At 71.6% G+C, this 22396-nt stretch carries 19 protein-coding genes; 10 read left to right on the top strand and 9 right to left on the bottom strand.

Annotated elements, in window-relative coordinates; all coding sequences use genetic code 11:
- Positions 1-7: 7 nt before the first annotated feature.
- Positions 8-718, bottom strand: coding sequence for a pyridoxal 5'-phosphate synthase (locus tag ACFVXA_RS14205; RefSeq protein WP_390025124.1), 711 nt, complete (start codon positions 716-718; stop codon positions 8-10).
- A gap of 134 nt (positions 719-852) precedes the next feature.
- Positions 853-2058, bottom strand: a complete 1206-nt coding sequence (locus ACFVXA_RS14200; protein WP_389754364.1) for an acetyl-CoA acetyltransferase — start codon at positions 2056-2058, stop codon at positions 853-855.
- A gap of 126 nt (positions 2059-2184) precedes the next feature.
- Here ACFVXA_RS14200 and ACFVXA_RS14195 point away from each other — a divergent pair, with 126 nt between their 5' ends.
- Positions 2185-3483: an acyl-CoA dehydrogenase family protein gene (locus ACFVXA_RS14195; RefSeq protein WP_390025122.1), complete on the top strand. Its 1299-nt coding sequence runs from the start codon at positions 2185-2187 to the stop codon at positions 3481-3483.
- A gap of 203 nt (positions 3484-3686) precedes the next feature.
- Positions 3687-4163, top strand: a complete 477-nt coding sequence (locus tag ACFVXA_RS14190) for a nitroreductase family deazaflavin-dependent oxidoreductase (RefSeq protein WP_390025253.1) — start codon at positions 3687-3689, stop codon at positions 4161-4163.
- 42 nt (positions 4164-4205) lie between these two features.
- On the opposite strand, the gene ACFVXA_RS14185 is transcribed toward ACFVXA_RS14190, so the two are convergent.
- Complete coding sequence (locus tag ACFVXA_RS14185; protein ID WP_390025120.1) at positions 4206-4835, bottom strand: LysE family translocator; 630 nt, start codon at positions 4833-4835, stop codon at positions 4206-4208.
- A gap of 82 nt (positions 4836-4917) precedes the next feature.
- Between ACFVXA_RS14185 and ACFVXA_RS14180 the strand changes: the two genes are divergently transcribed.
- Positions 4918-5370, top strand: a complete 453-nt coding sequence (locus tag ACFVXA_RS14180) for an Lrp/AsnC family transcriptional regulator (RefSeq protein ID WP_362016611.1) — start codon at positions 4918-4920, stop codon at positions 5368-5370.
- 148 nt (positions 5371-5518) lie between these two features.
- On the opposite strand, the gene ACFVXA_RS14175 is transcribed toward ACFVXA_RS14180, so the two are convergent.
- Positions 5519-6154 (bottom strand): TetR family transcriptional regulator, encoded by a 636-nt coding sequence (locus tag ACFVXA_RS14175; protein WP_390025251.1) that lies wholly within the window; start codon positions 6152-6154, stop codon positions 5519-5521.
- A 407-nt stretch (positions 6155-6561) separates the two neighbouring features.
- Between ACFVXA_RS14175 and ACFVXA_RS14170 the strand changes: the two genes are divergently transcribed.
- On the top strand, positions 6562-7278 hold the full coding sequence (locus tag ACFVXA_RS14170; protein ID WP_362016609.1) for a VOC family protein: 717 nt from the start codon (positions 6562-6564) through the stop codon (positions 7276-7278).
- Positions 7279-7468: 190 nt separating this feature from the next.
- Positions 7469-9793 carry a serine/threonine-protein kinase gene (locus ACFVXA_RS14165; RefSeq protein ID WP_362016607.1) on the top strand — a complete coding sequence of 775 codons (2325 nt, stop codon included), beginning with the start codon at positions 7469-7471 and terminating at the stop codon, positions 9791-9793.
- 276 nt (positions 9794-10069) lie between these two features.
- On the opposite strand, the gene ACFVXA_RS14160 is transcribed toward ACFVXA_RS14165, so the two are convergent.
- The 3 genes from ACFVXA_RS14160 to ACFVXA_RS14150 form a co-directional block, all read right to left on the bottom strand.
- Positions 10070-10861, bottom strand: coding sequence for an enoyl-CoA hydratase/isomerase family protein (locus ACFVXA_RS14160; protein WP_390025118.1), 792 nt, complete (start codon positions 10859-10861; stop codon positions 10070-10072).
- The gene (locus tag ACFVXA_RS14155) at positions 10858-11295 is read right to left on the bottom strand and encodes a Zn-ribbon domain-containing OB-fold protein (RefSeq protein ID WP_390025116.1); all 438 of its coding nucleotides are present in this window, start codon (positions 11293-11295) and stop codon (positions 10858-10860) included. The genes ACFVXA_RS14160 and ACFVXA_RS14155 overlap by 4 nt, the downstream gene beginning before the upstream one ends.
- Positions 11296-11453: 158 nt before the next feature.
- Complete coding sequence (locus ACFVXA_RS14150) at positions 11454-12602, bottom strand: lipid-transfer protein (protein WP_362016600.1); 1149 nt, start codon at positions 12600-12602, stop codon at positions 11454-11456.
- A 102-nt stretch (positions 12603-12704) separates the two neighbouring features.
- Here ACFVXA_RS14150 and ACFVXA_RS14145 point away from each other — a divergent pair, with 102 nt between their 5' ends.
- Positions 12705-14312 (top strand): FadD3 family acyl-CoA ligase, encoded by a 1608-nt coding sequence (locus ACFVXA_RS14145; RefSeq protein WP_390025114.1) that lies wholly within the window; start codon positions 12705-12707, stop codon positions 14310-14312.
- A 203-nt stretch (positions 14313-14515) separates the two neighbouring features.
- Here the strand turns inward: ACFVXA_RS14145 and ACFVXA_RS14140 are convergent, their stop codons facing one another.
- The gene (locus tag ACFVXA_RS14140; RefSeq protein ID WP_362016596.1) at positions 14516-14689 is read right to left on the bottom strand and encodes a hypothetical protein; all 174 of its coding nucleotides are present in this window, start codon (positions 14687-14689) and stop codon (positions 14516-14518) included.
- Positions 14690-14896: 207 nt separating this feature from the next.
- Complete coding sequence (locus ACFVXA_RS14135) at positions 14897-17845, bottom strand: BTAD domain-containing putative transcriptional regulator (protein WP_390025112.1); 2949 nt, start codon at positions 17843-17845, stop codon at positions 14897-14899.
- 222 nt (positions 17846-18067) lie between these two features.
- On the opposite strand from ACFVXA_RS14135, the gene ACFVXA_RS14130 reads away from it, so the two are divergent.
- From ACFVXA_RS14130 to ACFVXA_RS14115, 4 genes are all read left to right on the top strand, one after another.
- Positions 18068-19312, top strand: a complete 1245-nt coding sequence (locus ACFVXA_RS14130) for an amidohydrolase family protein (protein ID WP_362016592.1) — start codon at positions 18068-18070, stop codon at positions 19310-19312.
- Between the two features lie 90 nt (positions 19313-19402).
- Complete coding sequence (locus ACFVXA_RS14125; protein WP_390025249.1) at positions 19403-20344, top strand: LLM class F420-dependent oxidoreductase; 942 nt, start codon at positions 19403-19405, stop codon at positions 20342-20344.
- A gap of 10 nt (positions 20345-20354) precedes the next feature.
- On the top strand, positions 20355-21140 hold the full coding sequence (locus ACFVXA_RS14120; RefSeq protein ID WP_362016587.1) for a glucose 1-dehydrogenase: 786 nt from the start codon (positions 20355-20357) through the stop codon (positions 21138-21140).
- 136 nt (positions 21141-21276) lie between these two features.
- Positions 21277-22395, top strand: a complete 1119-nt coding sequence (locus tag ACFVXA_RS14115) for an LLM class flavin-dependent oxidoreductase (protein ID WP_362016585.1) — start codon at positions 21277-21279, stop codon at positions 22393-22395.
- Position 22396: the final 1 nt, after the last annotated feature.

Raw genomic sequence — 22396 nt, 5'->3', positions numbered from 1 at the left:
AACCACCTCACGGCCACAGCAGCTCCTTGAGCCAGCCGGAGGCCGTGCGGTCCGTGGGTTCCCTGCGGTCCGTGGGGTCTGTGGGTTCCGTGGGTTCCGTGCGGCGGTAGGTGAGGCGTACGTGGCGGCGGCGGGTGTCTCCCTGGAAGAACTCGACCTCGTCCGGCAGGAGTCGGTAGAGGGTCCACGTGGGGGCGGGGGCGTCCGGTTCGCGCTGGGCGCGGGACCAGGCGGCGTCCGACGCCTGCTCCAACTCCTCGTACGACGGCAGGACTTCGCTCTGGTGGCCCACCAGTGCGGCGGCCAGCGCGCCGGTGGAACGGGCGTGCAGGTCCGCCTGGCCCTCCTCGGGCGGCGCGACCGTGACGGGACCCCGGAGGCGGACCTGGCGCCCCTGCGCGGGCCAGTAGAAGTTCAGCGCGGCGTGCGGGTGGGCGGCCAGCTGCCGGCCCTTGCGGCTTGTCGCGTGCGACGCGAACGACCACCCGGCCGCGTCCGCCCCGTGCAGCATCACCGTCCGGACGTCCGGTCGCCCGTCCTCGTCCACCGTCGCCAGCGACACGGTGTGCGGCTCGGTCTGCCCCGCCGCCACCGCCTCCGCGAACCAGCGTGTGAACAGGGTCAACGGCTCCTCCGGCGCCGCTGCCGGCTCGAAGCCGGGCAGCTCCGTGTCCCATACCCGCAGTGATCTGAGCAGCTCATGAAGATCCGGTTCCATGCCTCCGAGTATCACTCCAGGGACTGACACAGCCGGGCCATCAGCACCCCGTGCGGCAGCTCCGCGTCCCCCAAGGCGCGAAGCGCCGGGCGCCGGGCGGCCTGTCGTGTCCGCGCGTGCTCACCGGCCACCCCTCACCCCCGGCCCAGCACCACCGTCCCCGCGGAGCAGAACCAGCCCCCCGTACCGGAGGCCACGGCGAGTTCCGGCAGCCCCCCGTCGGACCGACGCACCTGCCGCCCATCGCCCGCCTCCCCGCGCAGCTGGCGTACCGCCTCGACCAGCAGGAACAGGCCCCGCATACCGGGGTGTTGGGCCGACAGCCCGCCCCCGTCGGTGTTGACCGGCAGCTCCCCGTCCACCGTCAGCCGGCCCTTCCCGGCGTCCACGAACGCGCCCCCCTCGCCCTTCCCGCAGAACCCGAGATCCTCCAGCGTCACGAGCGTCATGTACGTGAAGGCGTCGTAGATCTCGGCGAAGTCGATCTCGTCCGGGCGGACCCCGGCGCGTTCGAAGGCGAGGCGGCCGCTCACCGCCGCCGGAGACACCGTGAAGTCCTCCCACTCGGACATCGTGGTGTGCGAGACGTGCTCGCCGGTGCCGAGGATCCACACCGGGCTCGTACGGCAGTCGCGTACGTACTCCTCGGCCGCCAGCAGCACCGCCGCGCCGCCGTCGGAGCGGATGCAGCAGTGCAGCTTGGTGAAGGGGTCCGCGATCATCGGTCCGGACAGGACGTCGTCGACCGTGATCGGGTCCCGGAACATCGCCTCCGGGTTGCGCGCCGCGTTCGCGCGCGCCTGCACGGCCACCGAGGCGAGCTGCTCCAGCGTCGTGCCGTACTCGTGCATGTGGCGGCGCGCGGCCATCGCGTACTTGGCGATGAGGGTGTGGCCGTACGGGACCTCGAACTGGAGCGGGCCACGGGCGCCGAAGGAGAGGTTGCCGGTGCGGCGTCCCGCCTTGATGTCCGCGCGGGCCGTCGACCCGTACACGAGGAGTACGGCGTTCGCGTGGCCCGCCGCGATCGCGTCCGCCGCGTGCGCCGCCATGACCTCCCAGGTGGCGCCGCCGACGGAGGTGGAGTCGACCCAGGTGGGACGCAGGCCCAGGTACTCGGCCACCTCGATCGGGGCGAGCGTGCCGAGGCCGGCGGACGCGAAACCGTCGATCACCGACCGGTCCAGGCCCGCGTCGGCCAGCGCGCGGCGGGCGGCCTGGGCGTGCAGGGCGTACGGCGTCGCCTCCTCGACGCGACCGCAGTCGGAGAGGGCTGTGCCCACGACGGCGACCTTCCGTCGCCCCGGGCGCCGTCCTGGAGGGCGCTGTCCTGGAATCATGAATCTGACGGTACATCAGATAGCTTCAAGAGGGAGTGGTCGCGTCGGTCGCCTCGTCACGCCCCTGTGCATCTGGCTTCCCCCGTCCTAATATGACGGCCCGTCAGATCTGGGAGGAGTCCGCCCATGGACGCCCGCTTCACCGCTGAACAGGACGAGATCCGGCGCACGGTGCGGGAGTTGCTGGTCAAACGCTGCGGCCCGGAGGACGTGCGGGCCGCCGTGCGGACCTCCGCCGGGTACGACACGGGCCTGTGGGAGGCGCTCGCCAGGCAGCTCGGTCTGCCCGGCCTCGCCCTTCCCGAGGCCTACGGCGGTGTCGGCGGCTGCTCTGTCACCGAACTCGCCCTCGCCGCCGAGGAGGTGGGGCACGCTCTCGCTCCTTCCCCACTGTTGGCGACGGCCGTGCTCGCCGCTCCCCTGATCCTGGCCCTCGGCACCGAGGCCCAGCGCGCCGAGCTGCTCCCGCGCCTCGCCTCCGGTGAGTTGACGGCCGCCCTCGTCGTCCCGGGTACGGGTCTGGCGACGGCGCTCGCTCTGGTCGGCGACAATCGCGGCGACTGGGCTGGTGGCGGCCGCGCCGGGGGCGTCCAGGCGCGGCGCGTCGACGGCGCCTGGCGGCTGTACGGGCAGGCGGCACAGGTGCTCGACGGACACAGCGCGGGGCTGCTCGTGGTGGCCGCGCACACCGGCGGGTTCGCCCGGTCGCGGACCTTGCTGTTCCTCGTACGGGAAGGGGCCGACGGGCTCGTACGGGTGCGGCAGACGGCCCTGGACGAGACGCGGTCGCAGGCGCGGATCGAACTGCGTGATGTGGAAGCGGAGTTGCTCGGCGACGGCGACGGCGACGGCGACGACGGGGGCGAAGGCGAAGGGGAGGGCTCCGGGGGCCGCCGCGGGGGCCGTTCCGGGGACCGCCGTGGGGACCGTGCCGGGGACGGCTCCGTTGTGCCGGCCGCGCTCGCCCGTGTCGGGGACACGGCCGCCGCCGTGCTCGCGGCAGAGGCCGTGGGCGCCGCCGATCGCGCCCTGGAGCGAACCGTCGAATATGTGCGGCAGCGGGAGCAGTTCGGGCGGCCGGTCGGGTCCTTCCAGGCGGTGAAGCATCGGCTGGCGGATGTGTACGTGGCGGTACGGGCGGCGCGGTCGGCGGCGTACTACGCGGCGTGGGCGGCCGGGGTGGGTGGGCCGGGTGGGGAGCGGGTGGGCGGGCTGGCGCTCGCGCAGGCGCTGGAGGCGTTGCGCACGGCCTCCTCCGAGGGGATCCAGTTGCACGGCGGGATCGGGTTCACCTGGGAGCATGAGGCGCATCTCTACTTCAAGCGCGCGTCCGGCGACGAACTGCTCTTCGGGCCGGTCCATCGGCTCCGCGGGCACGCGGCCGACGCCGCGCGGCTCTTCGACGGCGGGGAGGTGGCGGTCTGATGGCTGGAGCCGCGGGCGCGAGCGCGAGCGGGACGCCGGGAAGGGGCGTCGGGGGCAAGGGGCCGCGCAGGGTTCCGGGTGTGCGGCTGGTGCAGAAGGTGTCCTCGACCCGGGCCTTCGCGCGGGTGGCCCCGCACCTCGTGCCCGCCCTCGACCGGGCGGTGCACCGGCTGACCCGGGGCAAGGTGCTGCTCAGCGCGCAGATGCTGCCCGGCGTCATCCTCACCGCGCGCGGCGCCAAGAGCGGGGTGGAGCGGCGGACGCCGCTGGCCTGCATGCCCGAGGGGGTCATCGCCGAGGGCGGTATGGCAGAGGGGGGCATTGCCGAGGGCGGTATGGCAGAGGGCGGCATGGCCGACGGAGGTATGGCGGGAGGGGCCAGGGCAGAGGGGACCATGCCCGAGTGGGTCATGGCGGACGGTGGCGATCCGGGGAGCTGGATTCTCATCGGCTCCAACTTCGGTCGGCCCGACCACCCCGCGTGGACGGCCAACCTCCTCGCCCATCCCGACGTCGAGATCAACTGGAAGGGCGAGGACATCCCCGTATCCGCGCGACTGCTTCAGGGGGAGGAGCGGGACGCGGCCTGGAAGGCGGTGCTGGCGTTCTGGCCGCCGTACGCCCCGTACCAGGCGCGGGTCGATCGGGAGATTCGGCTGTTTCGGATCGTACGGCGTTGATCGAGGGCCGCTGAGGCCTTCGGGCCCCAGGGCGCCGGCGCTTTACAGCGTGGCCAGGCGTTCCACCAGCAGGAAGCCGCCGATGCCCAGCATCGCCGCGCCCGAGGTGCGGGTCACCGCGCGGGCCGCGGAGGGGCGGGCGTGGAGTACGGCGCGGGCCAGCACGCCGACCGTGAGGTACACGGCGGCGCAATTGGCCATGTGGACGGCGCCGAGTACGGCGGTCTGCGCGGCCACGGGCGGCCCGGCCGGCCTGAGGAACTGCGGCAGCACGGAGAGGTAGAGCAGCAGGCCCTTGGGGTTGAGCCCGCTGATGGCGGCGCCGCGCAGGAAGGTGCGGGCCGGCGAGGCGGCGGGGGCGTCGGCGGCCGCTCCCGGGGTCGCGGGCCTGCGCAGCACACTCCACCCCAGCCACACCAGATACCCCGCCCCCACCACGGTCACCGCGGTGAGCAGCCCGGGCGAGCCCGCCACGAGCACCGCGAGCCCGGCGACCGCGAGCAGGGTGTGCACCGCGTACCCGGCGACGAGACCCGAGACCGCGGGGAGCACCGACCGGCCCCGCAGCCCCGCGGATATCGCGTACGCCCAGTCGGCGCCCGGCACGCACACCAGCAGCAGATCCACGGCGAGGAATGCCGTGACCGTTCCCCATTCCAAGCCCGTACTCATACAGGGAACATTAGGCGCGATTACCCCAAAGGTGTTTTCGAAGTTTGCCCATGATCGCGGGTTCTGGGGGATGATTTACCTCATGGACGCCGTGGATCAGAAGATTCTTGCCGAGCTGCAGCAGGACGGGCGGCTGACCGTGACGGAGCTGGCCGCGCGGGTGCGGCTGAGTGTCTCGCCCTGCCACCGGCGGTTGCGGGAGCTGGAGCGGTCCGGCGCCATCCGGGGGTACCGCGCGGTCGTGGACCCGGCCGCCGTGGGCCTGACCTTCGAGGCGCTGGTCTTCGTCTCGATGCACCAGGAGGACCGGGACACCGTCGCGGACTTCGAGCGTGCGGTCGCCGACATCCCCCAGGTGCTCGACGCGCAACGGCTCTTCGGGGAGCCGGACTATCTGCTGCGGGTCGCCACCGCCGACCTCGCGGCCTTCCAGCGGCTCTACGACGACCGGCTGGCGACGTTGCCCGGCGTGCAGCGGTTGACGTCGACGCTGGTGATGAAGCACGTGGTCACGGACCGGCCCTTGCCGGGGTAGCCGTCCGCGGGTGGCGTTGCCCGTGCGGTGCGGGGCAGCTCCGTGCGGTTCCGTGCGCTGCGGGGCAGCTCCGAGTGGCTTCCTACAGCGCAGCAGGCGGCAGTCCACACGGGTGGACTGCCGCCTGCATGACAGGAGTTGAGGGGGCCTACTTCGTCGGCTTCTTGCCGGTCACGCCCAGATGCACCAACAGCGCCAGATTCGGCTTGAGTTCAGCCTGCTTGACGCCCCACGTCTGGAAGCCCTTCTGGTGCGAGGCCACCGCGGCGAGCATGGCGACGAGGGAACCGGCCATCGCCGCCGGGTTCACGTCCTTGTCGACCTTGCCCTTGGACTGGAGTTCGGCAATCGAGTCCGTAAGGGAGTTGTTCACGGAGTTAAGGATCTTCATACGGATCTTGTAGAACCGTTTGTCGCCCTCGGCGGCGCCCAGATCGACGACCCGGAGGATCGCGTCGTTCCTGCGCCAGAACTCCAGAAATCCGTCGACGAGTTCCTGGGCGGTACTCCAGCCGGCCTTGCCGACCCAGGAGCGGCCTTCGAGCAGCTGGGTCAACCCCGCGCCCTCCGCGGCCATTTGCTCGGCGATTTCCAGGACGGCGCCTTCGACGTCCGGGAAGTACTGGTAGAAGGTCGCCGGTGACGTGCCCGCCTTCCGGGCGACATCAATGACTTTGACGTCCCGGTAGGGCGAGGAGCTGAGCATCTCGCTGAGGCAGTCGAGCAGCTTCTGCCGGGTCGCCTGCCCTCGCCGTCCGGCCACGCGGCCGTCGACGGTACGCACTTGTCCTGTCATGCCGTCAGCTTACCGAGGGGTGATCGGAGCGCGATTCGGCCGACTGCAAATGGGGTGCGGGGGCGCTCCGCGCGTATGCCGGTGCGGTTTCCGCCGGGTGCGGTGCGCTTGCGTCGGCCGGCTTTCCGTTCGGGGTTCGCTTGTGGCGGTCGCCTTTCCGCCGGGGTGTGGGTCGGGGCCGTGCCGGTACATCCTGCCCGTCGCCTGATGGACACCTCTGTTCGTTGTCGTGGTGGGGCTTGGCTGTGACCACGTACGCGACGGGCATGGGATGTACCGGCACGGCCCCTCCCGTGCGTCGGCGGGTGCGGGTGATCTTGGGTGCGGGTGATTGGGGGAGGGGTGCGTGAGTGGGCTGCCGCGCGCGGGGGGTGGAAGGCCGTTAGCTTGGCCGCATGGCCGATTCCGTCGTTTTCTCCGAGGGTGTGCCCTGTTGGGTCGACGCTCAGCTTCCCGATGTGGAGGCGGGCAAGCGTTTCTACGGGGAGCTCTTCGGGTGGACCTTCGCGGAGGGGTACGGGCCGTCCGGTCTGGCGCACCTCGACGGTGAGCCCGTCGCCGCCCTCACCCCCAAGCGGGACGGGCGTATGCCCACCGTATGGACGGTGTACTTCGCGACGCCCGACGTCACCGCGCTCTCCCGGCGGATCACGGACGCGGGCGGGCAGGTCTTCGTGGCGCCGGCACCGGTCGACTCCCTGGGTACGTCGGCCCTGGCGACCGATCCGGAGGGCGCCGTGTTCGGCCTGTGGCAGGCCGGCACCCACGCCGGGTTCGGCAAGCGGCACGAGCGGGGCACCTTCTGCTGGGCCGAGCTGTACGCGCGGGACACCACGGCCGTCGACCGTTTCTACGGCGCTCTTTTCCATGGCGCCCTCTTCGGGCCCGACGCCACCCCCGACTTCGGCCGCGCCCATGTCTCCGACGTCTTCTCCGCCGGAATGCCGCCCCATTTCCTCGTCCACTTCGGGGTCGAGGACTGCGACGCCGCTCTCGGGGCGGTGACCCGGCTCGGCGGCCGCGTCCAGGCGACGCCCTTCGACACGTCGTACGGACGGGTGGCCGTGGTCACGGACAATCAGGGGGCGTCGTTCGCCGTACTTCAGCGGTGACACTCGTAGGGCAGCGCTGGTGCGTGGTCCTTTTGTCCCGAGACACCCCGATCCGCCCCCGGGTTCGCAACCTGTGGCTCGGCCAGGAAGAATCGGGGTGCGTGCCGCCATGGCGGTGCGGTGGTGAGACGCTGCACGGGGCCGCGTTCATACGTGGATGACGTGGCCCGTACGGGGAGGTGGCAGGCAAGTGGTGGATCAGCTGACGCAGCACGATCCGCGGCGGATCGGGCCGTTCGAGGTGCTGGGACGGCTGGGTGCCGGCGGCATGGGGCTGGTCTATCTCGCGCGCTCGGCGTCCGGCCGGCGCGTGGCGATCAAGACCGTCAGGACGGAACTCGCCGAGGACCAGCTGTTCCGGGTCCGCTTCACCCGGGAGGTCGAGGCCGCCCGGGCGGTCTCCGGTTTCTACACGGCGGCCGTGGTCGACGCCGACCCGCGCGCGGCCGTGCCGTGGCTGGCCACCGCGTACGTCCCCGCGCCCTCGCTCGAAGAGATAGTGAATGAGTGCGGGCCCATGCCGGCCCAGGCGGTGCGGTGGCTGGCGGCGGGCGTGGCCGAGGCACTGCAGTCCATCCACGGCGCGGGTCTCGTGCACCGCGACCTCAAGCCCTCGAACGTCCTCGTCGTCGAGGACGGGCCGCGGGTCATCGACTTCGGTATCGCGTCCGGCGTTTCCAACACCCGTCTGACCATGACGAACGTCGCCGTCGGTACGCCGGCGTACATGTCGCCCGAGCAGGCGAAGGACTCGCGCAGCGTGACCGGCGCGAGCGACGTCTTCTCGCTCGGCTCGATGCTCGTCTTCGCCGCGACCGGCCATGCCCCCTTCCATGGCGCGAACCCGGTCGAGACCGTGTTCATGCTGCTGCGCGAGGGCCCGGACCTCAAGGGCCTTCCGGAGGAGCTGCGTCCGCTCATCGAGTCCTGCATGCAGATGGAGGCGACGGCCCGGCCCAACCCGGCCGACCTCCAGGCACAGCTGGCACCCCACCTCTTCGGCTCCGGCTCCGACGACAGCGGTACGGCGTCGGCCTGGCTGCCCGAGCGGGCGGTGGGCCTGATCGAGGCGCGCCGCGGTGGCCGGCCCGCGATCAAGCCGGCCTCGGGCGGCGGGGGGCGCAGTGGGGGGCGCGCGGTCGTGCCGCCGCCTCCCTCGCACGCCCCCGTGCCCGTCGGGGCGCCCGACACCGGTCCGGTGCGGCTGGCCGGCGCCCAGGTGCCCATCGGCCCCGGGCCGCGGGTCGCCGACGCCCGCGCCGCCGCCGTCAAGGCGCCCCCTCCGGAGGCGGGCCTCGCCGCGTCCTGGTCCCGGCCGCGCGTCGGCGTGAACGGCGCCGACCCCGCGCCGACCGTTCCGCCGCCCCCGCCCGCCGAGTCGGCCGCGGGCTGGCGACCGTGGCGTTTCCGCATGTCGAACGACGTATGGGGGACACCGTCGGTGGCGGACGACCTCGTCTACGTCACCTCCTTCGAGGTCCACGCGCTCGACGTCGCGACCGGCCGACGCCGCTTCAAGACGCGCGACGTGGCCTGGTCGATGGCGGTCGCGGACGGCCGTATCCACGCCTCCGACGGGCCGACGCTCTTCGCCCTGGACGCCCGGGAGGGCGGAGATCTGTGGCGGTTGTCCACGGACGCCTGGGTGTACTCCCTCAAGGCCGACCGGGGGACGGTCGTCACCGGCACGCGCGGCGGCGGCGTACAGGCCTGGGAGGCCTCCAACGGACAGAGACTGTGGGAGATCACCGGCGCCCAGACGGACTTCGAGTCCCCCGAGGCCGGGCCCGCCCTGCACGACGGCACGGTGTACGTCTGGAAGGACGCCCGGCTGCGTGCCCTGGAGGCCCGTACCGGCGAGGAGCGCTGGTCGTACCCGATCGGCGACGCGGCCTCGTGCGGCGGCGTCCCCGTCCGGCTGACCCCGGCGCCCGACGGATACGTCTACATCTCCGCCGGCACCCGGGTCCTCGCCGTCGACGTGGCGAGCGGGCACGTCCGCTGGCACTTCGAGGCCCCGGCCGTCTTCCTCTGCCCGCCCACCTTCGCGCCGGGTCCCGCGGTGACGGGCGGCGGCATCTACCTGGCCGACTACCTGGGCACGGTCTACGCCCTCGACGCCACCGACGGCCGCGACCGCTGGCGCATCGCCACCGAGTCCCGCGCCTCCATCGAGCCCGTCCTCGTCGCCGCGGGCCACGTCCACGTCGGCAGCGGCAAGGGGCTGTACACCCTGGACGCGGTCACCGGCACGCCGAAGTGGCGCTTCCAGGCCGGGGGTGACCTGGTGGGCGCCCCCGCCGTGGCCGAGGGCCGCATCCACTTCGGCTCCACGGACCATCTGCTCTACACCCTGAAGGCGGACGACGGCCGACTGCGATGGAAGCTGGCCACGGGCGGCGAGATCACCGGCGCTCCCGTCGTCAAGGACGGGGTGGTGTACGCCTGCAGCAAGGACCGCTGTGTGTACGCGCTGGACGCGGAGAAGGGGACGGGGACGGCTCGGACAAGCTGAGGACCGGACCCCACCTGCCTTCAGCCTCTCCGGAGTTCCCCTCCGGCGGGTGCGCTCCGACGGTTGAGGAGCGGTGGTTGCGCTCCGGCAGGTGCGCTCCGGTGGTTGCCGTCCGGAGGTGCGCGCTGCGGTGGTTGCCGTCCGGCGGTTGAGGAGCGGTGGTTGCGCTCCGGTGGTTGCCGTCCGGCGGTGCGCGCTCCGGTGGTTGAGCTCCCGCGGTTGAGGGGCGGGGGTTCGGGGGCGAAGGTTCCACCCCGTGCGGAGCACCTCGCCGAGCTACCGCAGCCGAAACCCGGGCCGGCGGCCCGTGAACAGGCCCCGCTGGCGTTCCCCCGGGAGGTTCCCGAGCGACACCAGCTGCGGCGCGTGCGTGAGCGCCTGCGCCCGTGCCGCCTCCTTCGCCAGCCACAACGCGCGCACGGTCCCCTGCACGGCCGAGGCCGGATACGAGGCGATGACGGCGGCACAGTCGACGGCAGCCTCCAACGCCTCACCGTCCGCGGTGAGTTCCGACACCAGCCCCACCTCGTACGCCCGCCGCGCCGACACCCGCTCCGCGGTCCCCATCAACGCCATCCGCGCGACCTCCCCGAACGGCATCCGCTGCGCCATGTAGATGGACTCGTACGCGCTGACCATCCCGTACGTCGTGTGCGGGTCGAAGAAGGTTGCCGCCTCGTCCGCGACGACGAACTCCGCCTCCCCGAGGAGATAGAAGGCGCCCCCGCAGGCCATCCCGTTCACGGCGGCGATCACGGGCTTCCACAGATCGTTCGCCTTGGGCCCGATCGCGACGAGCGGATCGTCCACCATGTAGGGGGAGCCGGGCTGCGGCACGACGACGTCCCGGTCGATCCCGGTGCAGAAGGCACGCGTACCCGCCCCGGTGACGACGATCGCCCGTACGGTGTCGTCGAACCGGAACTCCCGCCACGCGTCCGCGAGTTCGGCCGCCATGCCGAGATCGATGGCATTGAGCTTCTCGGGCCGGTCGAGGGTGAGGACGGCGACGCCGGTGTCCTTGTCGACGCCGATGACAAGACCGTCACCGCCACCGTCGCCGCTCATGACCGCTCCAGGACCCAGCGCGGTACGGACACCCCGTCCACCTCCGTGAAGACCACCTGGACCCGCGCCCCGATGCGTATCCGGTCCGGCGGAACGGAGTCGAGCGGCTCATGGGGTCCGCTCACCAGGTTCCCCACCAGCCGTATCCGCGGAGCCTCCGCCAGCTCCACCACGATCGCGTTGTACGGGGCCTGCGCCGCGTAGGCGGGCAGCAGCGGCGGATGGGGGACGACGTACGACCACACCCGTCCTCTCCCGCTCATCTTCCGCCACTCGCTCGCGAAGGAGTGGCAGTGCGGGCAGCAGGGCCGGGGCGGAAAGCGGAGCTCACCGCAGTCGGCGCACGCCTGGATCCGCAGCTCGCCCTCAGCGGCGTACCGCCAGAAGGGTGCGCCGTCGTCGTCGAGGACGGGGGAGAGAAGGGACTCGCTCATGTCAGCTCCTCAGCTGCTCAGGGGGCCTCAGGTCCTCAGGTAGGTCCTCGGCTCAGGTCAGGCCCTCGCGTCCTCAGGCCCTCGCGTCCTCAGGTCCTCGGGTCCTCAGGCCCTCGGGTCCTCAGGCTCGGGGTCCGCAGGCTCGGGTCCTCGGGGCCTCAGGTCCTCAGAAGAAGGGCGGAGGTCGGGACCCCTTCGCCCGCCGTGACCAGGCAGGTGGCGGCCCCGGGGACCTGCGCGGTACTCGTGCCCCGCAACTGCTTCACGCCCTCGTTGATGAGATTGAAGCCGTGCACGTACGCCTCGCTGAGTCCGCCGCCGCCCGTGTTGATGGGCAGCCGCCCGCCGATCTCCAGCGCGCCGCCCTCCGTGAAGGCCGCGCCCTCGCCCCGCCCGCAGAAGCCGTAGCCCTCCAGGGACAGGGGTATCAGCGGAGTGAAGGCGTCGTAGATCTGGGCGACGGCCACGTCCTCCGGGGTGAAGTCGGCGTGTTTCCAGAGGTGTCGGGCGGCGGTCCAGGCGGGTCCGGTGAGCGGGTCGTCGTTCCAGTAGTTGACCATGCCGTGGTGCTGGGCGGGCAGGCCCTGGGCGGCGGAGTGGACGTACACCGGGCGTTGCCGGCAGTCGCGGGCGCGCTCGGCCGACACGATGACGCAGGCCAGCGCACCGTCCGTCTCAAGGCAGTTGTCGAACAGGCACAGGGGCTCGCTGATCCACCGCGAGGTCATATACATGTCCCTGGTGAGAGGGCGCTCGTACATGATCGCCGCCGGGTTCTGGTTGGCCCGGTTCCGGCAGGCGAGCGCGACATTGAAGAAATGATCCCGGTCGGCCCCGTACTCGTGCATGTAGCGGCGGGCCAGCATGCCGATCTCGTCGGCGGGCCGGAGGAGCCCGAAGGGCCGCGTCCACTGGGCGGGAGTGGGGAGTTGGACCGCGGTGTTCCGCCACGGACGCGGTCCGCTGCCCCGCTTCCGCGACCGCCAGGCCACGCCCACCGTCGCCTGCCCGGCGGCGATGGCGGCCGCGAGATGCGCGACGGTGGCGCACGAACCGCCGCCTCCGTAACCGACCTTGCTGAAGAAGGTGAGATCGCCGAAGCCGACCGCCTTGGCCACCTCGACCTCGTCCGTCTCCTCCATGGTGTAGGAGGCGAGTCCGTCGACCTCCGCGGGCGCGATCCCGGCGTCGTCGAGCGCGGCGAGGATCGCCCGGCAGGCCAAGGCCTTCTCGGACTCGGGGAGTTGTTTGGCGAAGCGGGTCTGCCCGATTCCGACGAGGGCAGTGGCGTCCTTGATCCCCGGCATGGGTGCACCTCCGCAGACGGTCCCGGCTGCTGACAGGCCGTCAGGCTACAGCTAATCTGACGGTCAGTCAGCTAGCAGGACTTCGGCGGTGGGAGGCGTGCGATGCGCGGAGACCTGGAGTGGGGCAGCATCCCGGGACTGGTGCGGTCGGCGGCGACGCGCTTCGCGGACCACGAGGCGGTCGTCGAGGGCCGTACGCGGATCTCGTACGCCGAGTTGGGCGCCCGGGTGGAACGCGCGGCGGCGGCGTGCGTGGCGAACGGGGTGCGCACGGGCGACCGGGTGGCGATCTGGGCCCCCAACACCCTCGACTGGATCGTCTCCGCCCTCGGCGCGGTGTCGGCGGGCGCGGTGCTGGTCCCGCTGAACACGCGCTTCAAGGGGGCGGAGGCGGCGTACGTGCTGTCCCGGAGCCGGGCCCGTCTGCTGTTCGTGACGGGCACGTTCCTGGGGACGTCGTATGTGGCGTCGCTGCGGCGGGCGGCAGGGGAGGGCCCGGGTCCCGGGCCGCTTCCCGCCCTCCCTCATCTGGAACAGGTGGTCGTGCTCTCGGACGACGCTCCCGCCGACTTCCGTACGTGGAAGGACTTCCTGGCGAGCGGAGAAGGTGTGGGATCGGCGGAGGTCCGGGGGAGGGCGGCCCGCCTCTCCGCCTCCTCGCCCTCGGACATCGTCTTCACGTCCGGGACGACGGGCCGCCCGAAAGGCGCGGTGATCACCCACGCGCAGACGCTCCGCGGCTACGAGATCTGGAGCGAGCTCGCGGGCCTGCGCGCCGGGGACCGCTATCTGATCGTGAACCCCTTCTTCCACACCTTCGGCTACAAGGCGGGCGTGCTGGCCTGCCTGATGCGCGGCGCGACGATGATCCCGCAGCCCGTCTTCAACGTGGACACGGTCCTGGCGAACGTCGCCTCGGAACGCGTCTCGGTCCTCCCCGGTCCCCCCACCCTCCACCAGTCCCTGCTCGACCACCCGTCCCGGGACGCGTACGACCTCTCGGCGCTGCGTCTGGTGGTGACGGGCGCCGCGGTCGTCCCGCTCCGCCTGGTGGAACGCCTGAAGGCGGAGCTGAAGATCGACACGGTCCTCACGGCGTACGGCCTCTCCGAGGCGAGCGGCATCGTGACGATGTGCCGCCGCGGGGACGCCCCGCCGGTGATCGCCTCCACCTCGGGCCGGGCGATCCCGGACACGGAGGTGCGCGTGGTGGACCCGGCGGGGGTGGTCCTCGGCCCGGACACCCCCGGTGAGGTCCTGGTCCGCGGATTCAACGTCATGCGGGGCTACTTCGAGGACGAGGCCGGCACGGCAGCGGTCCTGGATGCCGACGGCTGGCTGCGCACGGGCGATGTCGGCGTCCTGGACGAGTCGGGCAACCTCCGCATCACGGACCGCATCAAGGACATGTTCATCGTCGGCGGCTTCAACGCGTACCCCGCCGAGATAGAGCAACTGCTGGGCCTGCACCCGGATGTGGCCGACGTGGCGGTCATCGGGATCCCGGACGGCCGCTTGGGCGAGGTCGGCAAGGCCTACGTCGTACGCCGTGCCGGCTCGGTCCTGACGGCGGACGACCTGATCGCCTGGTCGCGCCGGGAGATGGCGAACTACAAGGTGCCGCGGGCGGTGGAGTTCGTGGGCGAGCTGCCGCGGAACGCGAGCGGGAAGGTGGTCAAGGGGGAGCTGCGGGGACGGTCACCTCAGTGACCGACTGGACCGGGACCGGGACCGGACCGGAACCGGGACCGGACCGGAACCGGGACCGGACCGGAACCGGGACCGGACCGGAACCGGGACCGGGCTGGAACCGGGGCTGGAACCGGGACCCGGGGTGCAGTGGACGAAACAACACATCGGCCGCGACGGCTCCCCCTCCGCGCCGCCGCGGCCGATCCCCGTGTGAGGTGGTTCTAGTTGGGGCGCTCGGTCGTGGCGTGAGCGTCCAGCGTGGTGACCTCTTCGTCGGTGGCGTGCGCGTCCGCCGGCTTGAGTTCGCCGCCGGTCGCGTGAGCGTCCTGGGTGGTGAGCTCTTCGTCGGTCGCGTGCGCGTCGTTCGGCTTGATGTCGCCCGTGTTGTCGGCCATGACGGTCAACTCCCTTGAGGTTCTGTGTGGGACTGGACGTGCCCGCCCGGCGACTCCCCCGAGGGCCGCCGGACGGGCATTCGTAAGGCCGTTCACCTTAACGGTGTGGCCGAGGTACCGAGCCGTCTGCCCCCCGACGCGACGGACCGGCACTCATGAGAGTGCCGGTCCGCGATAAACGATTGATGAACGACCCAACAGCCCAGGTCAGGCGACTGCTGCCGGAACGACGAGCTTGCGTACCTCGGCGGCCTCCGGTGAACCGAGCTCCTCGAAGATGGCCAAGGCCTCCCGCCAGCACACGTGGGCCCGGTCGGTGTGCCCGATCGCCATCAGGGCACGACCGAGGACCGTGAGGACGTTGCCGCGGCGCCATTCGCCGCCGATGCCGCGCAACACCGCCAGCGCCTGCTCGGCGTGAGAGGCGGCCAGCGCAGGTCCACGGTCCGAGAGGTGCAGTTCGGCCAGCCGGAACAGCGTCATACCGTGCCACAGACGCTGTCTGCTGTCGCGGAACACTTCCAGCGCCGAGAGAAGCGCGGACTGCGCCTCGGCGGTCTTCCCGGCGTTGGTCAGAGCCAGGCCCAGGGCGTACTTCCCGTTGGCGAGCCGCAAGGTCTGGCCCGTGACGTCCTGCTCGTATATCTCGATGCCGGTCTGTGCCAGCGTCACCGCGCTCTCCGTGCGACCGGTGGCCAGGTGGACGCGTGAGAGGTTGCACAGGGCCGAGGCGGCGCCCGGCTGGTTGCCGTCCGACCGAAAGGCCTCCAGAGCGCGTTCGAAGTGCGCCTCGGCGTCGGCATGGCGGCCCTCGTACAGGGCGATGATGCCCCGCTGGTTCGGAGCCTGACCGCATGCCACCGGATCGCCCGCCGAAAGCCCGAGTTCCAGGGCCCGTTTGCCCTCCGCCTCGGCCTCCGCGAAGCGCCCGCTGACGCTGTGCACGTGGGTGAGCATCGTACGGGCCCGGCCTTCGGCCCAGGAGTCCCCGGCCGCCTGGGCGGCGTCGCTCACCGCGACGGCGGCCTGGGTGAACTGGAGCGAGTTGGCACCGGATTCACCCAAATCCACGGCAGCCATCAACAAGTCCGCGGCCTTGCGCTGCATACCTGTGGTCGACGCCTGCAGAGCGCAGGCGAGGAGACAGTTCGACTCGCTGAACAGCCACTCCAGCGCACGATCCCGGTCCGGGAAGGTCAGGCCGGCCCATTTGGTCGCCGCGAAGTGCGTGAGAACCCGCTCTCCCGGCCGCTCGATCGCGTAGACCCCGGCCGCCGTGGCCAAGTAGAAGTCCAGCAGCCGCGACACCGCCGCGTCCCGCTCGCTCGGCGGGTGTTCGTCGCGCTCGGCGCAGGAGCGGGCATAGAGGCGTACGAGGTCGTGGTAGCGGTAGCGGCCGGGGGCCGCCGACTCCAGGAGGGAGGTGTCGACGAGGGACTCCAGGAGGTCCTCGGTCGACTCGGCCGGGAGGTCCAGGACCGCGGCGGCGGCGGCGAGGGAGATGTCCGGGCCGTCGGCCAGCCCCAGCAGCCGGAAGGCCCGGGCCTGGGCCGGCTCCAGTTGGCCGTAGCCCAGCTCGAAGGTGGCCTTCACGGCCAGGTCGCCGGCCTGGAGTTCGTCGAGGCGGCGGCGCTCGTCGGCGAGTTTCGCCGCCAGGACCGACACCGTCCAGGTGCGGCGGGCGGCCAGGCGGGACGCCGCGATCCGGATCGCCAGGGGAAGGAAGCCGCAGGCCGCCACCACGTCCAGCGCGGCCTCCCGCTCGGACGCCACCCGCTCCTCGCCCACGATCCTCGTGAAGAGCAGCAGGGCCTCCTCGGGCGACATGACGTCCAGGTCCACCAGGTGCGCCCCGGCCAGGTCCACCATCCGCATCCGTGACGTCACCAGCGCCGCGCAGCCCTCCGTACCGGGCAGCAGCGGGCGCACCTGGGCGGCGTCGCGGGCGTTGTCCAGCAGGACCAGGACCCGGCGGCCGTCCAGCACGGAGCGGTACAGGGCGGAGCGTTCCTCCAGGGAGTCGGGGATGGCGGAATCTGCGGTCCCCAGGGCCCGCAGAAACGCCCCCAGCACCGTCTCCGGTTCCGCCGCTCGCGAGCCCGCGCCCTGGAGGTCGACGTACAGCTGGCCGTCCGGGAAGGCCCCGCGCGCCTGGTGGGCGACGTGTACCGCGAGCGTCGTCTTGCCGACGCCCCCGATCCCGGCCAGCGCGGAGACCGCCATCACCCGTCCCTCGGCGGACGCGAGTACGTCGCTCAGCTCGGCGACGAAGGACGTGCGGCCGGTGAAGTCGGGCACGGTGGCCGGGAGTTGAGCCGGAAGCACCGGTGCCGCCGCGGGCTCGGCGGCCGGGGCCGAAGGTTCCGCCAGGCCCGGGTCGGCCTGCAGGATGCGGTGCTGGAGTTCCTTCAGACCGGCGCGCGGGTCCACCCCGAGCTCGTCGGCCAGCAGGCGCCGCGTGTCGGCGTACACGGCGAGGGCCTCCGCCTGGCGGCCGCTGCGGTACAGCGCGAGCATCAGCAGTTCCCGCAGGCGCTCCCTGAGGGGGTGCGCCGCGGTCAGCGCGGTCAGCTCGGACACCGCCTCCGCGTGACAGCCCTGCTCCAGGTCCATGTCGAGGCGGGACTCCAGCAGTTGCAGGCGCCACTCCTCCAGGCGTGCCCGCTGGGTCTCCGCGTAGGGCCCGGGCAGGCTCGCCAGCGGTTCCCCGTCCCACAGGCCGAGGGCTTCCCTGAGCAGTTCGCGGGCCCGGCACAGGTCGCCGGCGCCGCGCGCCTTCTCGGCGTCGGCCGCCCGTTCCTGGGCCTGGGCCAGGTCCAGCGCGCCCTCCCTCGGGGCGCGGATCGCGTATCCGCCGGACTCGCTGACCAGGACCTCGGCGCCGAGCGTCTTGCGAAGGCGGGACGCGTACGTCCGTACGGCGGCCAGTGCCTGGGACGGAGGCTCGTCGCCCCACAGCGCGTCGATGAGTTCGGCCGCCGTCGCCGTGCGGCCTTCGCGGAGCAGCAGCGCGGCCAGCAGGGCGCGTTGCTGCGGGGACCCCGCCGGCAGGGGATCGTCCCCGCGCCAGGCGCGCACCGGGCCGAGCACGCTGAAGCGCAGCGCCGCCGATTCCTCGGGACGCCGCTGCTCCGGTACTCGCGGCACACCGTCCATCGCTGCCCCCTGCCGAACCGTCAGTACAACGAGGCCAGTTTGCCTTGTTCATGGCGGATGCGTCAGCCGTGCGAGACGGCGATCACAGGCAGCCGCACGGGACACCACAAGGTCCTCACACGGTCTCCCCACACATCCGCTCGGATTCACCCACCAGTAAGGAGTCGACGGGACGTCCACAGATAGCTGACGGGTCGTCAGATCAGCGCTACCGTGAAGCTCATGGAGACCATGGAGACCCTCGCAACCGTCCCGGACTTCCCGAAGATCATCTCGGTGGACGACCACACGGTGGAGCCCCCCGGCGTCTGGCGGGACCGGCTGCCCGCGAAGTACCAGGACGCCGGGCCCCGCATAGTCCGCGCGCCCCTGAAGGAAATGACCTTCCTGGGAGGCAAGTTCGCGCCGGTCATGGGCAGCCCAGGGGACGACGGGCCGATCGGCGACTGGTGGGTGTACGAGGACCTGCACCGCCCGCTCACCCGCCTCGACACCGCCGTCGGATACGACAGGGACGAGATACGCCTCGAAGTCATCACGTACGAGCAGATGCGACCGGGCTCGTACGACGTCCCGCAGCGGCTGGCCGACATGGACGTCAACCACGTCCAGTCCGCCCTCTGCTTCCCCACCTTCCCCCGCTTCTGCGGCCAGACCTTCACCGAGGCCAAGGACCGTGAGCTGGGCCTTCTCGGAGTGAAGGCGTACAACGACTGGATGGTCGAGGAGTGGTGCGGGCCGGCCGCCCGGGGCCGTCTCATCCCCCTCACCCTCATCCCCCTGTGGGACCCCGCGCTCGCCGCGGAGGAGGTGCGCCGCAACGCCGCCCGTGGCGTACGCGCGGTGGCCTTCTCCGAGATTCCGCCGCACCTCGGGCTTCCGTCCGTGCACACCGACGACTGGGACCCCTTCCTCGCCGCGTGCGACGAGACCGGCACGGTCATCGCCATGCACATCGGCTCCAGCAGCAGGATGCCCTCGACCTCCGCCGACGCCCCGCCCGCCGTCGGCTCCACCATCACCTTCGCCAACTGCTGCTTCTCGATGGTCGACTGGCTGATGAGCGGCAAGTTCGAGCGCTTTGCGAACCTGAAAGTGATGTACGCGGAGGGGCAGATCGGCTGGATCCCCTACATCCTCGAACGCGCCGACGTGGTCTGGGAGGAGAACCGCGGCTGGGGCGGCGTCGCCGACAAGGTCCACCGCCCGCCCTCCGAACTCTTCGCCGAGCACGTCTACGGCTGCTTCTTCGACGACGCCTTCGGCCTGAAGAACCTCGACGCCATCGGGGTCGCCAACGTCCTCTACGAGACCGACTACCCCCACTCCGACTCCACCTGGCCCAAGTCCCGGGAGGTCGGCGAGGCGCAGATGGGACACCTGGCCCCCGACGTGGTCGAACGGATCGTGCGGCGCAACGCGATCGAGCTGCTGGGGCTCACGGACGACGGCCTCTGGGCGCCGTGAAACCCCGCGCACCCCTTGCCTGACAGGCCGTCAGCTACGAGCATGGCGGGCACGATTATGTGACGGTCCGTCAGATAGGGGTGCGTGCTCATGCAAGTACTGCCCGAGGGACGACTGGCGTACGGGATGCAGCTCCCCGTCCAGTCGCAGAGCACCATCTACGCGGAAGGGTGGGAGGCGGGCGCCGGCCCGGGCGACCTCGTCGAGATCGCCCGCACCGCCGACCGCTCCGGCTTCGCCTACCTCGCGAGCTGCGACCACGTGGCCATCCCGCGCCGGCTCGCCGGAGCCATGAGCACCATCTGGTACGACCCCGTCGCCACCCTCGCCTATCTGGCGGGCGTCACCGAGCGTGTACGGCTGCTCAGCCATGTCGCGATCGTCGGCCTGCGCCATCCGCTCGTCACCGCCAAGCAGTACGCGACCCTGGACCACCTGAGCGGGGGGCGGCTGATCCTCGGGGTCGGCGCGGGGCACGTACAGGAGGAGTTCGAGGCGGTCGGGGCCGATTTCGAGCGGCGCGGGGCCGTCCTCGACGAGTGCGTCGACGCACTGCGGGCCGCGCTCGGGCCGGATGAGTTCCCGGTCCACCACGGGAAGCTGTACGACTTCGAGGGGCTCGGGCAGCGGCCCCGGCCCGCACAGGAGCACGTGCCCGTCTGGGTGGGCGGCTCCTCGCCCGCCGCCATACGCCGGGCCGCGCTGCGGGGTGACGGCTGGCTGCCGCAGGGGGATCCGCGCGAGCGGCTGCCCGAGCAGATCGCCACGCTGCGCCGGATCCGGGAGGGCGCGGGCATCGAGGAGCCGCTCACCATCGGCGCCATCACCGAGCCGCTGTACGTCGGTGAGCCCGGCTGGGACGTCGGGCGGCGCACGCTGCACGGGGCGCCGGAGGCGCTCGCGGAGTCGCTGCGGGCCTACCGCGCGATGGGCGTGCACCAGATCCAGGTGCGGTTCCGCAGCCGGAGCCGCAGCGAACTCACCGACCAGATAGCGGCGTTCGGCGCCGACGTCGCACCCCACCTCACCTAGGGAGTCAGCCATGGGCAAGCTGGACGGACGTGTCGTCCTCATCACCGGTGCGGCGCGCGGGCAGGGCGAGCAGGAGGCGCGGCTCTTCGTCGAGGAGGGCGCGCGGGTCGTCATCGCCGACGTGCTCGACGACCAGGGGGAGACCCTGGCCAAGGAGATCGGCGCACGGTACGTCCATCTCGACGTGAGCCGGGAGGACGACTGGCGCACGGCCACCGAGGCCGCGAAGAGCGCGTACGGGCGTATCGACGGGCTCGTCAACAACGCCGGCATCCTCCGCTTCAACGAGCTGGTCGACACGCCCCTCGACGAGTTCCAGCAGGTCGTCCAGGTCAATCAGGTCGGGGTGTTCCTCGGGATCAAGACCGTGGCGCCCGAGATCGAGGCGGCGGGCGGCGGCACGATCGTGAACACCGCCTCGTACGCGGGGCTCACGGGGATGGCGTGGGTGGGGGCCTACTCGGCGACCAAGCACGCGATCGTCGGGCTGACCCGGGTGGCCGCCCTGGAGCTCGCCGCCAAGAAGATCCGGGTCAACGCCGTCTGCCCGGGCGCCATCGACACCGCCATGAGCAACCCCGCCCAGCTCGACCCGGCCGCCGACCCCGCCGACAGCGCGGCGGCCTCGGAGGCGCTCGACGAGCTGTACCGCAAGCTCGTGCCGCTCGGGCGGATCGGCCGGCCGGAGGAGGTGGCCCGCCTCGCCCTCTTCCTCACCGGCGAGGACTCCTCGTACATCACCGGGCAGCCGTTCGTGATCGACGGGGGCTGGCTGGCGGGCGTGAGTGTGCTCTGAGCGACCGTGCGCGAGGCGTCCAGGTGACGCCGTATCAGCTATTGACGGTGCATGGGTGCGGTGCCACAGTCGGCGGCAAGAGAATCTGACGGTACGTCAGAAAGTAGAGACTTCAGACTCGGGACGGTGAACCTCCTTGGAATTCGGGCTCTTTGTACAGGGATACGTGGGCAAGCGGGCCGAGACCGATCCGCTCGCGGAGCACAAGGCGCTGATGGAGGAGACCGAGTACGTCATCCAGGCGGACAAGTCCGGCTTCAAGTACGCCTGGGCGTCCGAGCACCACTTCCTGGAGGAGTACTCGCACCTCTCGGCGAACGACGTCTTCCTCGGCTATCTGGCGCACGCGACCGACCGCATCCACCTCGGCTCCGGCATCTTCAACCCGCTCGCCCAGGTCAACCACCCCGTGAAGGTGGCCGAGAAGGTCGCCATGCTCGACCATCTCTCCGAGAACCGCTTCGAGTTCGGCAGCGGGCGCGGCGCGGGCAGCCACGAGATCCTCGGCTTCATACCCGGCGTCACCGACATGAACTACACCAAGGAGATCTGGGAAGAGACCATCGCCGAGTTCCCGAAGATGTGGCTCCAGGAGGAGTACGCCGGCTTCCAGGGCAAGCACTGGCAGCTCCCGCCGCGCAAGGTCCTGCCCAAGCCGTACGGGAAGTCGCACCCCGCGATGTGGTACGCCGCCGGGTCGCCGCCCTCGTACGCCATGGCCGCCCGCAAGGGGCTCGGGGTCCTCGGCTTCAGCGTGCAGAAGGTCTCCGACATGGAGTGGGTCCTGGAGCAGTACAAGACGGCGATCGTGGACGCGCGGCCGGTCGGGGACTTCGTCAACGACAACGTGATGGTCACGTCGACGGCGATCTGCGCTCCGACGCACGCGGAGGCGGTTCGGATCGCCGCGACCGGCGGGCTGCACTACCTCCAGTCGCTGGTCTTCCGCTACCACGACACCTTCCCGCGGCCCGAGGGCTTCCCCGTGTGGCCCGAGACGCTCCCCGAGTTCAACGAGGAGATCATCGAACTCCTCATCGCCGAGGAGCTGTTGATCTGCGGCGACCCCGACGAGGTGCTCACCCAGTGCAAGCGCTGGGAGCAGGCGGGGGCGGACCAGCTCAGCTTCGGGCTGCCGATCGGGATCTCCCGCGAGGACACCCTCCAGACGATCAAGCTGATCGGCGAGCACGTGATTCCGAAGATCGACACGGATCCGGTGCACCGGACCACCCGGTTCCGCCAGGCCGCATAGG

The organism is Streptomyces sp. NPDC058246 (assembly GCF_042881985.1).
Lineage (GTDB): Bacteria > Actinomycetota > Actinomycetes > Streptomycetales > Streptomycetaceae > Streptomyces.
Note: the sequence above shows the minus strand (reverse complement) of the source record. Positions and strands in the feature narration are given on the sequence as shown.

Bases quoted from the DNA above. Each gene is read 5' to 3' on its own strand.
- ACFVXA_RS14205 (WP_390025124.1), bottom strand. From the start codon at position 718: ATGGAACCGGATCTTCATGAGCTGCTCAGATCACTGCGGGTATGGGAC.
- ACFVXA_RS14200 (WP_389754364.1), bottom strand. From the start codon at position 2,058: ATGATTCCAGGACAGCGCCCTCCAGGACGGCGCCCGGGGCGACGGAAG.
- ACFVXA_RS14195 (WP_390025122.1), top strand. From the start codon at position 2,185: ATGGACGCCCGCTTCACCGCTGAACAGGACGAGATCCGGCGCACGGTG.
- ACFVXA_RS14190 (WP_390025253.1), top strand. From the start codon at position 3,687: ATGCTGCCCGGCGTCATCCTCACCGCGCGCGGCGCCAAGAGCGGGGTG.
- ACFVXA_RS14185 (WP_390025120.1), bottom strand. From the start codon at position 4,835: ATGAGTACGGGCTTGGAATGGGGAACGGTCACGGCATTCCTCGCCGTG.
- ACFVXA_RS14180 (WP_362016611.1), top strand. From the start codon at position 4,918: ATGGACGCCGTGGATCAGAAGATTCTTGCCGAGCTGCAGCAGGACGGG.
- ACFVXA_RS14170 (WP_362016609.1), top strand. From the start codon at position 6,562: ATGGCCGATTCCGTCGTTTTCTCCGAGGGTGTGCCCTGTTGGGTCGAC.
- ACFVXA_RS14160 (WP_390025118.1), bottom strand. From the start codon at position 10,861: ATGAGCGGCGACGGTGGCGGTGACGGTCTTGTCATCGGCGTCGACAAG.
- ACFVXA_RS14155 (WP_390025116.1), bottom strand. From the start codon at position 11,295: ATGAGCGAGTCCCTTCTCTCCCCCGTCCTCGACGACGACGGCGCACCC.
- ACFVXA_RS14150 (WP_362016600.1), bottom strand. From the start codon at position 12,602: ATGCCGGGGATCAAGGACGCCACTGCCCTCGTCGGAATCGGGCAGACC.
- ACFVXA_RS14145 (WP_390025114.1), top strand. From the start codon at position 12,705: ATGCGCGGAGACCTGGAGTGGGGCAGCATCCCGGGACTGGTGCGGTCG.
- ACFVXA_RS14140 (WP_362016596.1), bottom strand. From the start codon at position 14,689: ATGGCCGACAACACGGGCGACATCAAGCCGAACGACGCGCACGCGACC.
- ACFVXA_RS14135 (WP_390025112.1), bottom strand. From the start codon at position 17,845: ATGGACGGTGTGCCGCGAGTACCGGAGCAGCGGCGTCCCGAGGAATCG.
- ACFVXA_RS14130 (WP_362016592.1), top strand. From the start codon at position 18,068: ATGGAGACCATGGAGACCCTCGCAACCGTCCCGGACTTCCCGAAGATC.
- ACFVXA_RS14125 (WP_390025249.1), top strand. From the start codon at position 19,403: ATGCAAGTACTGCCCGAGGGACGACTGGCGTACGGGATGCAGCTCCCC.
- ACFVXA_RS14120 (WP_362016587.1), top strand. From the start codon at position 20,355: ATGGGCAAGCTGGACGGACGTGTCGTCCTCATCACCGGTGCGGCGCGC.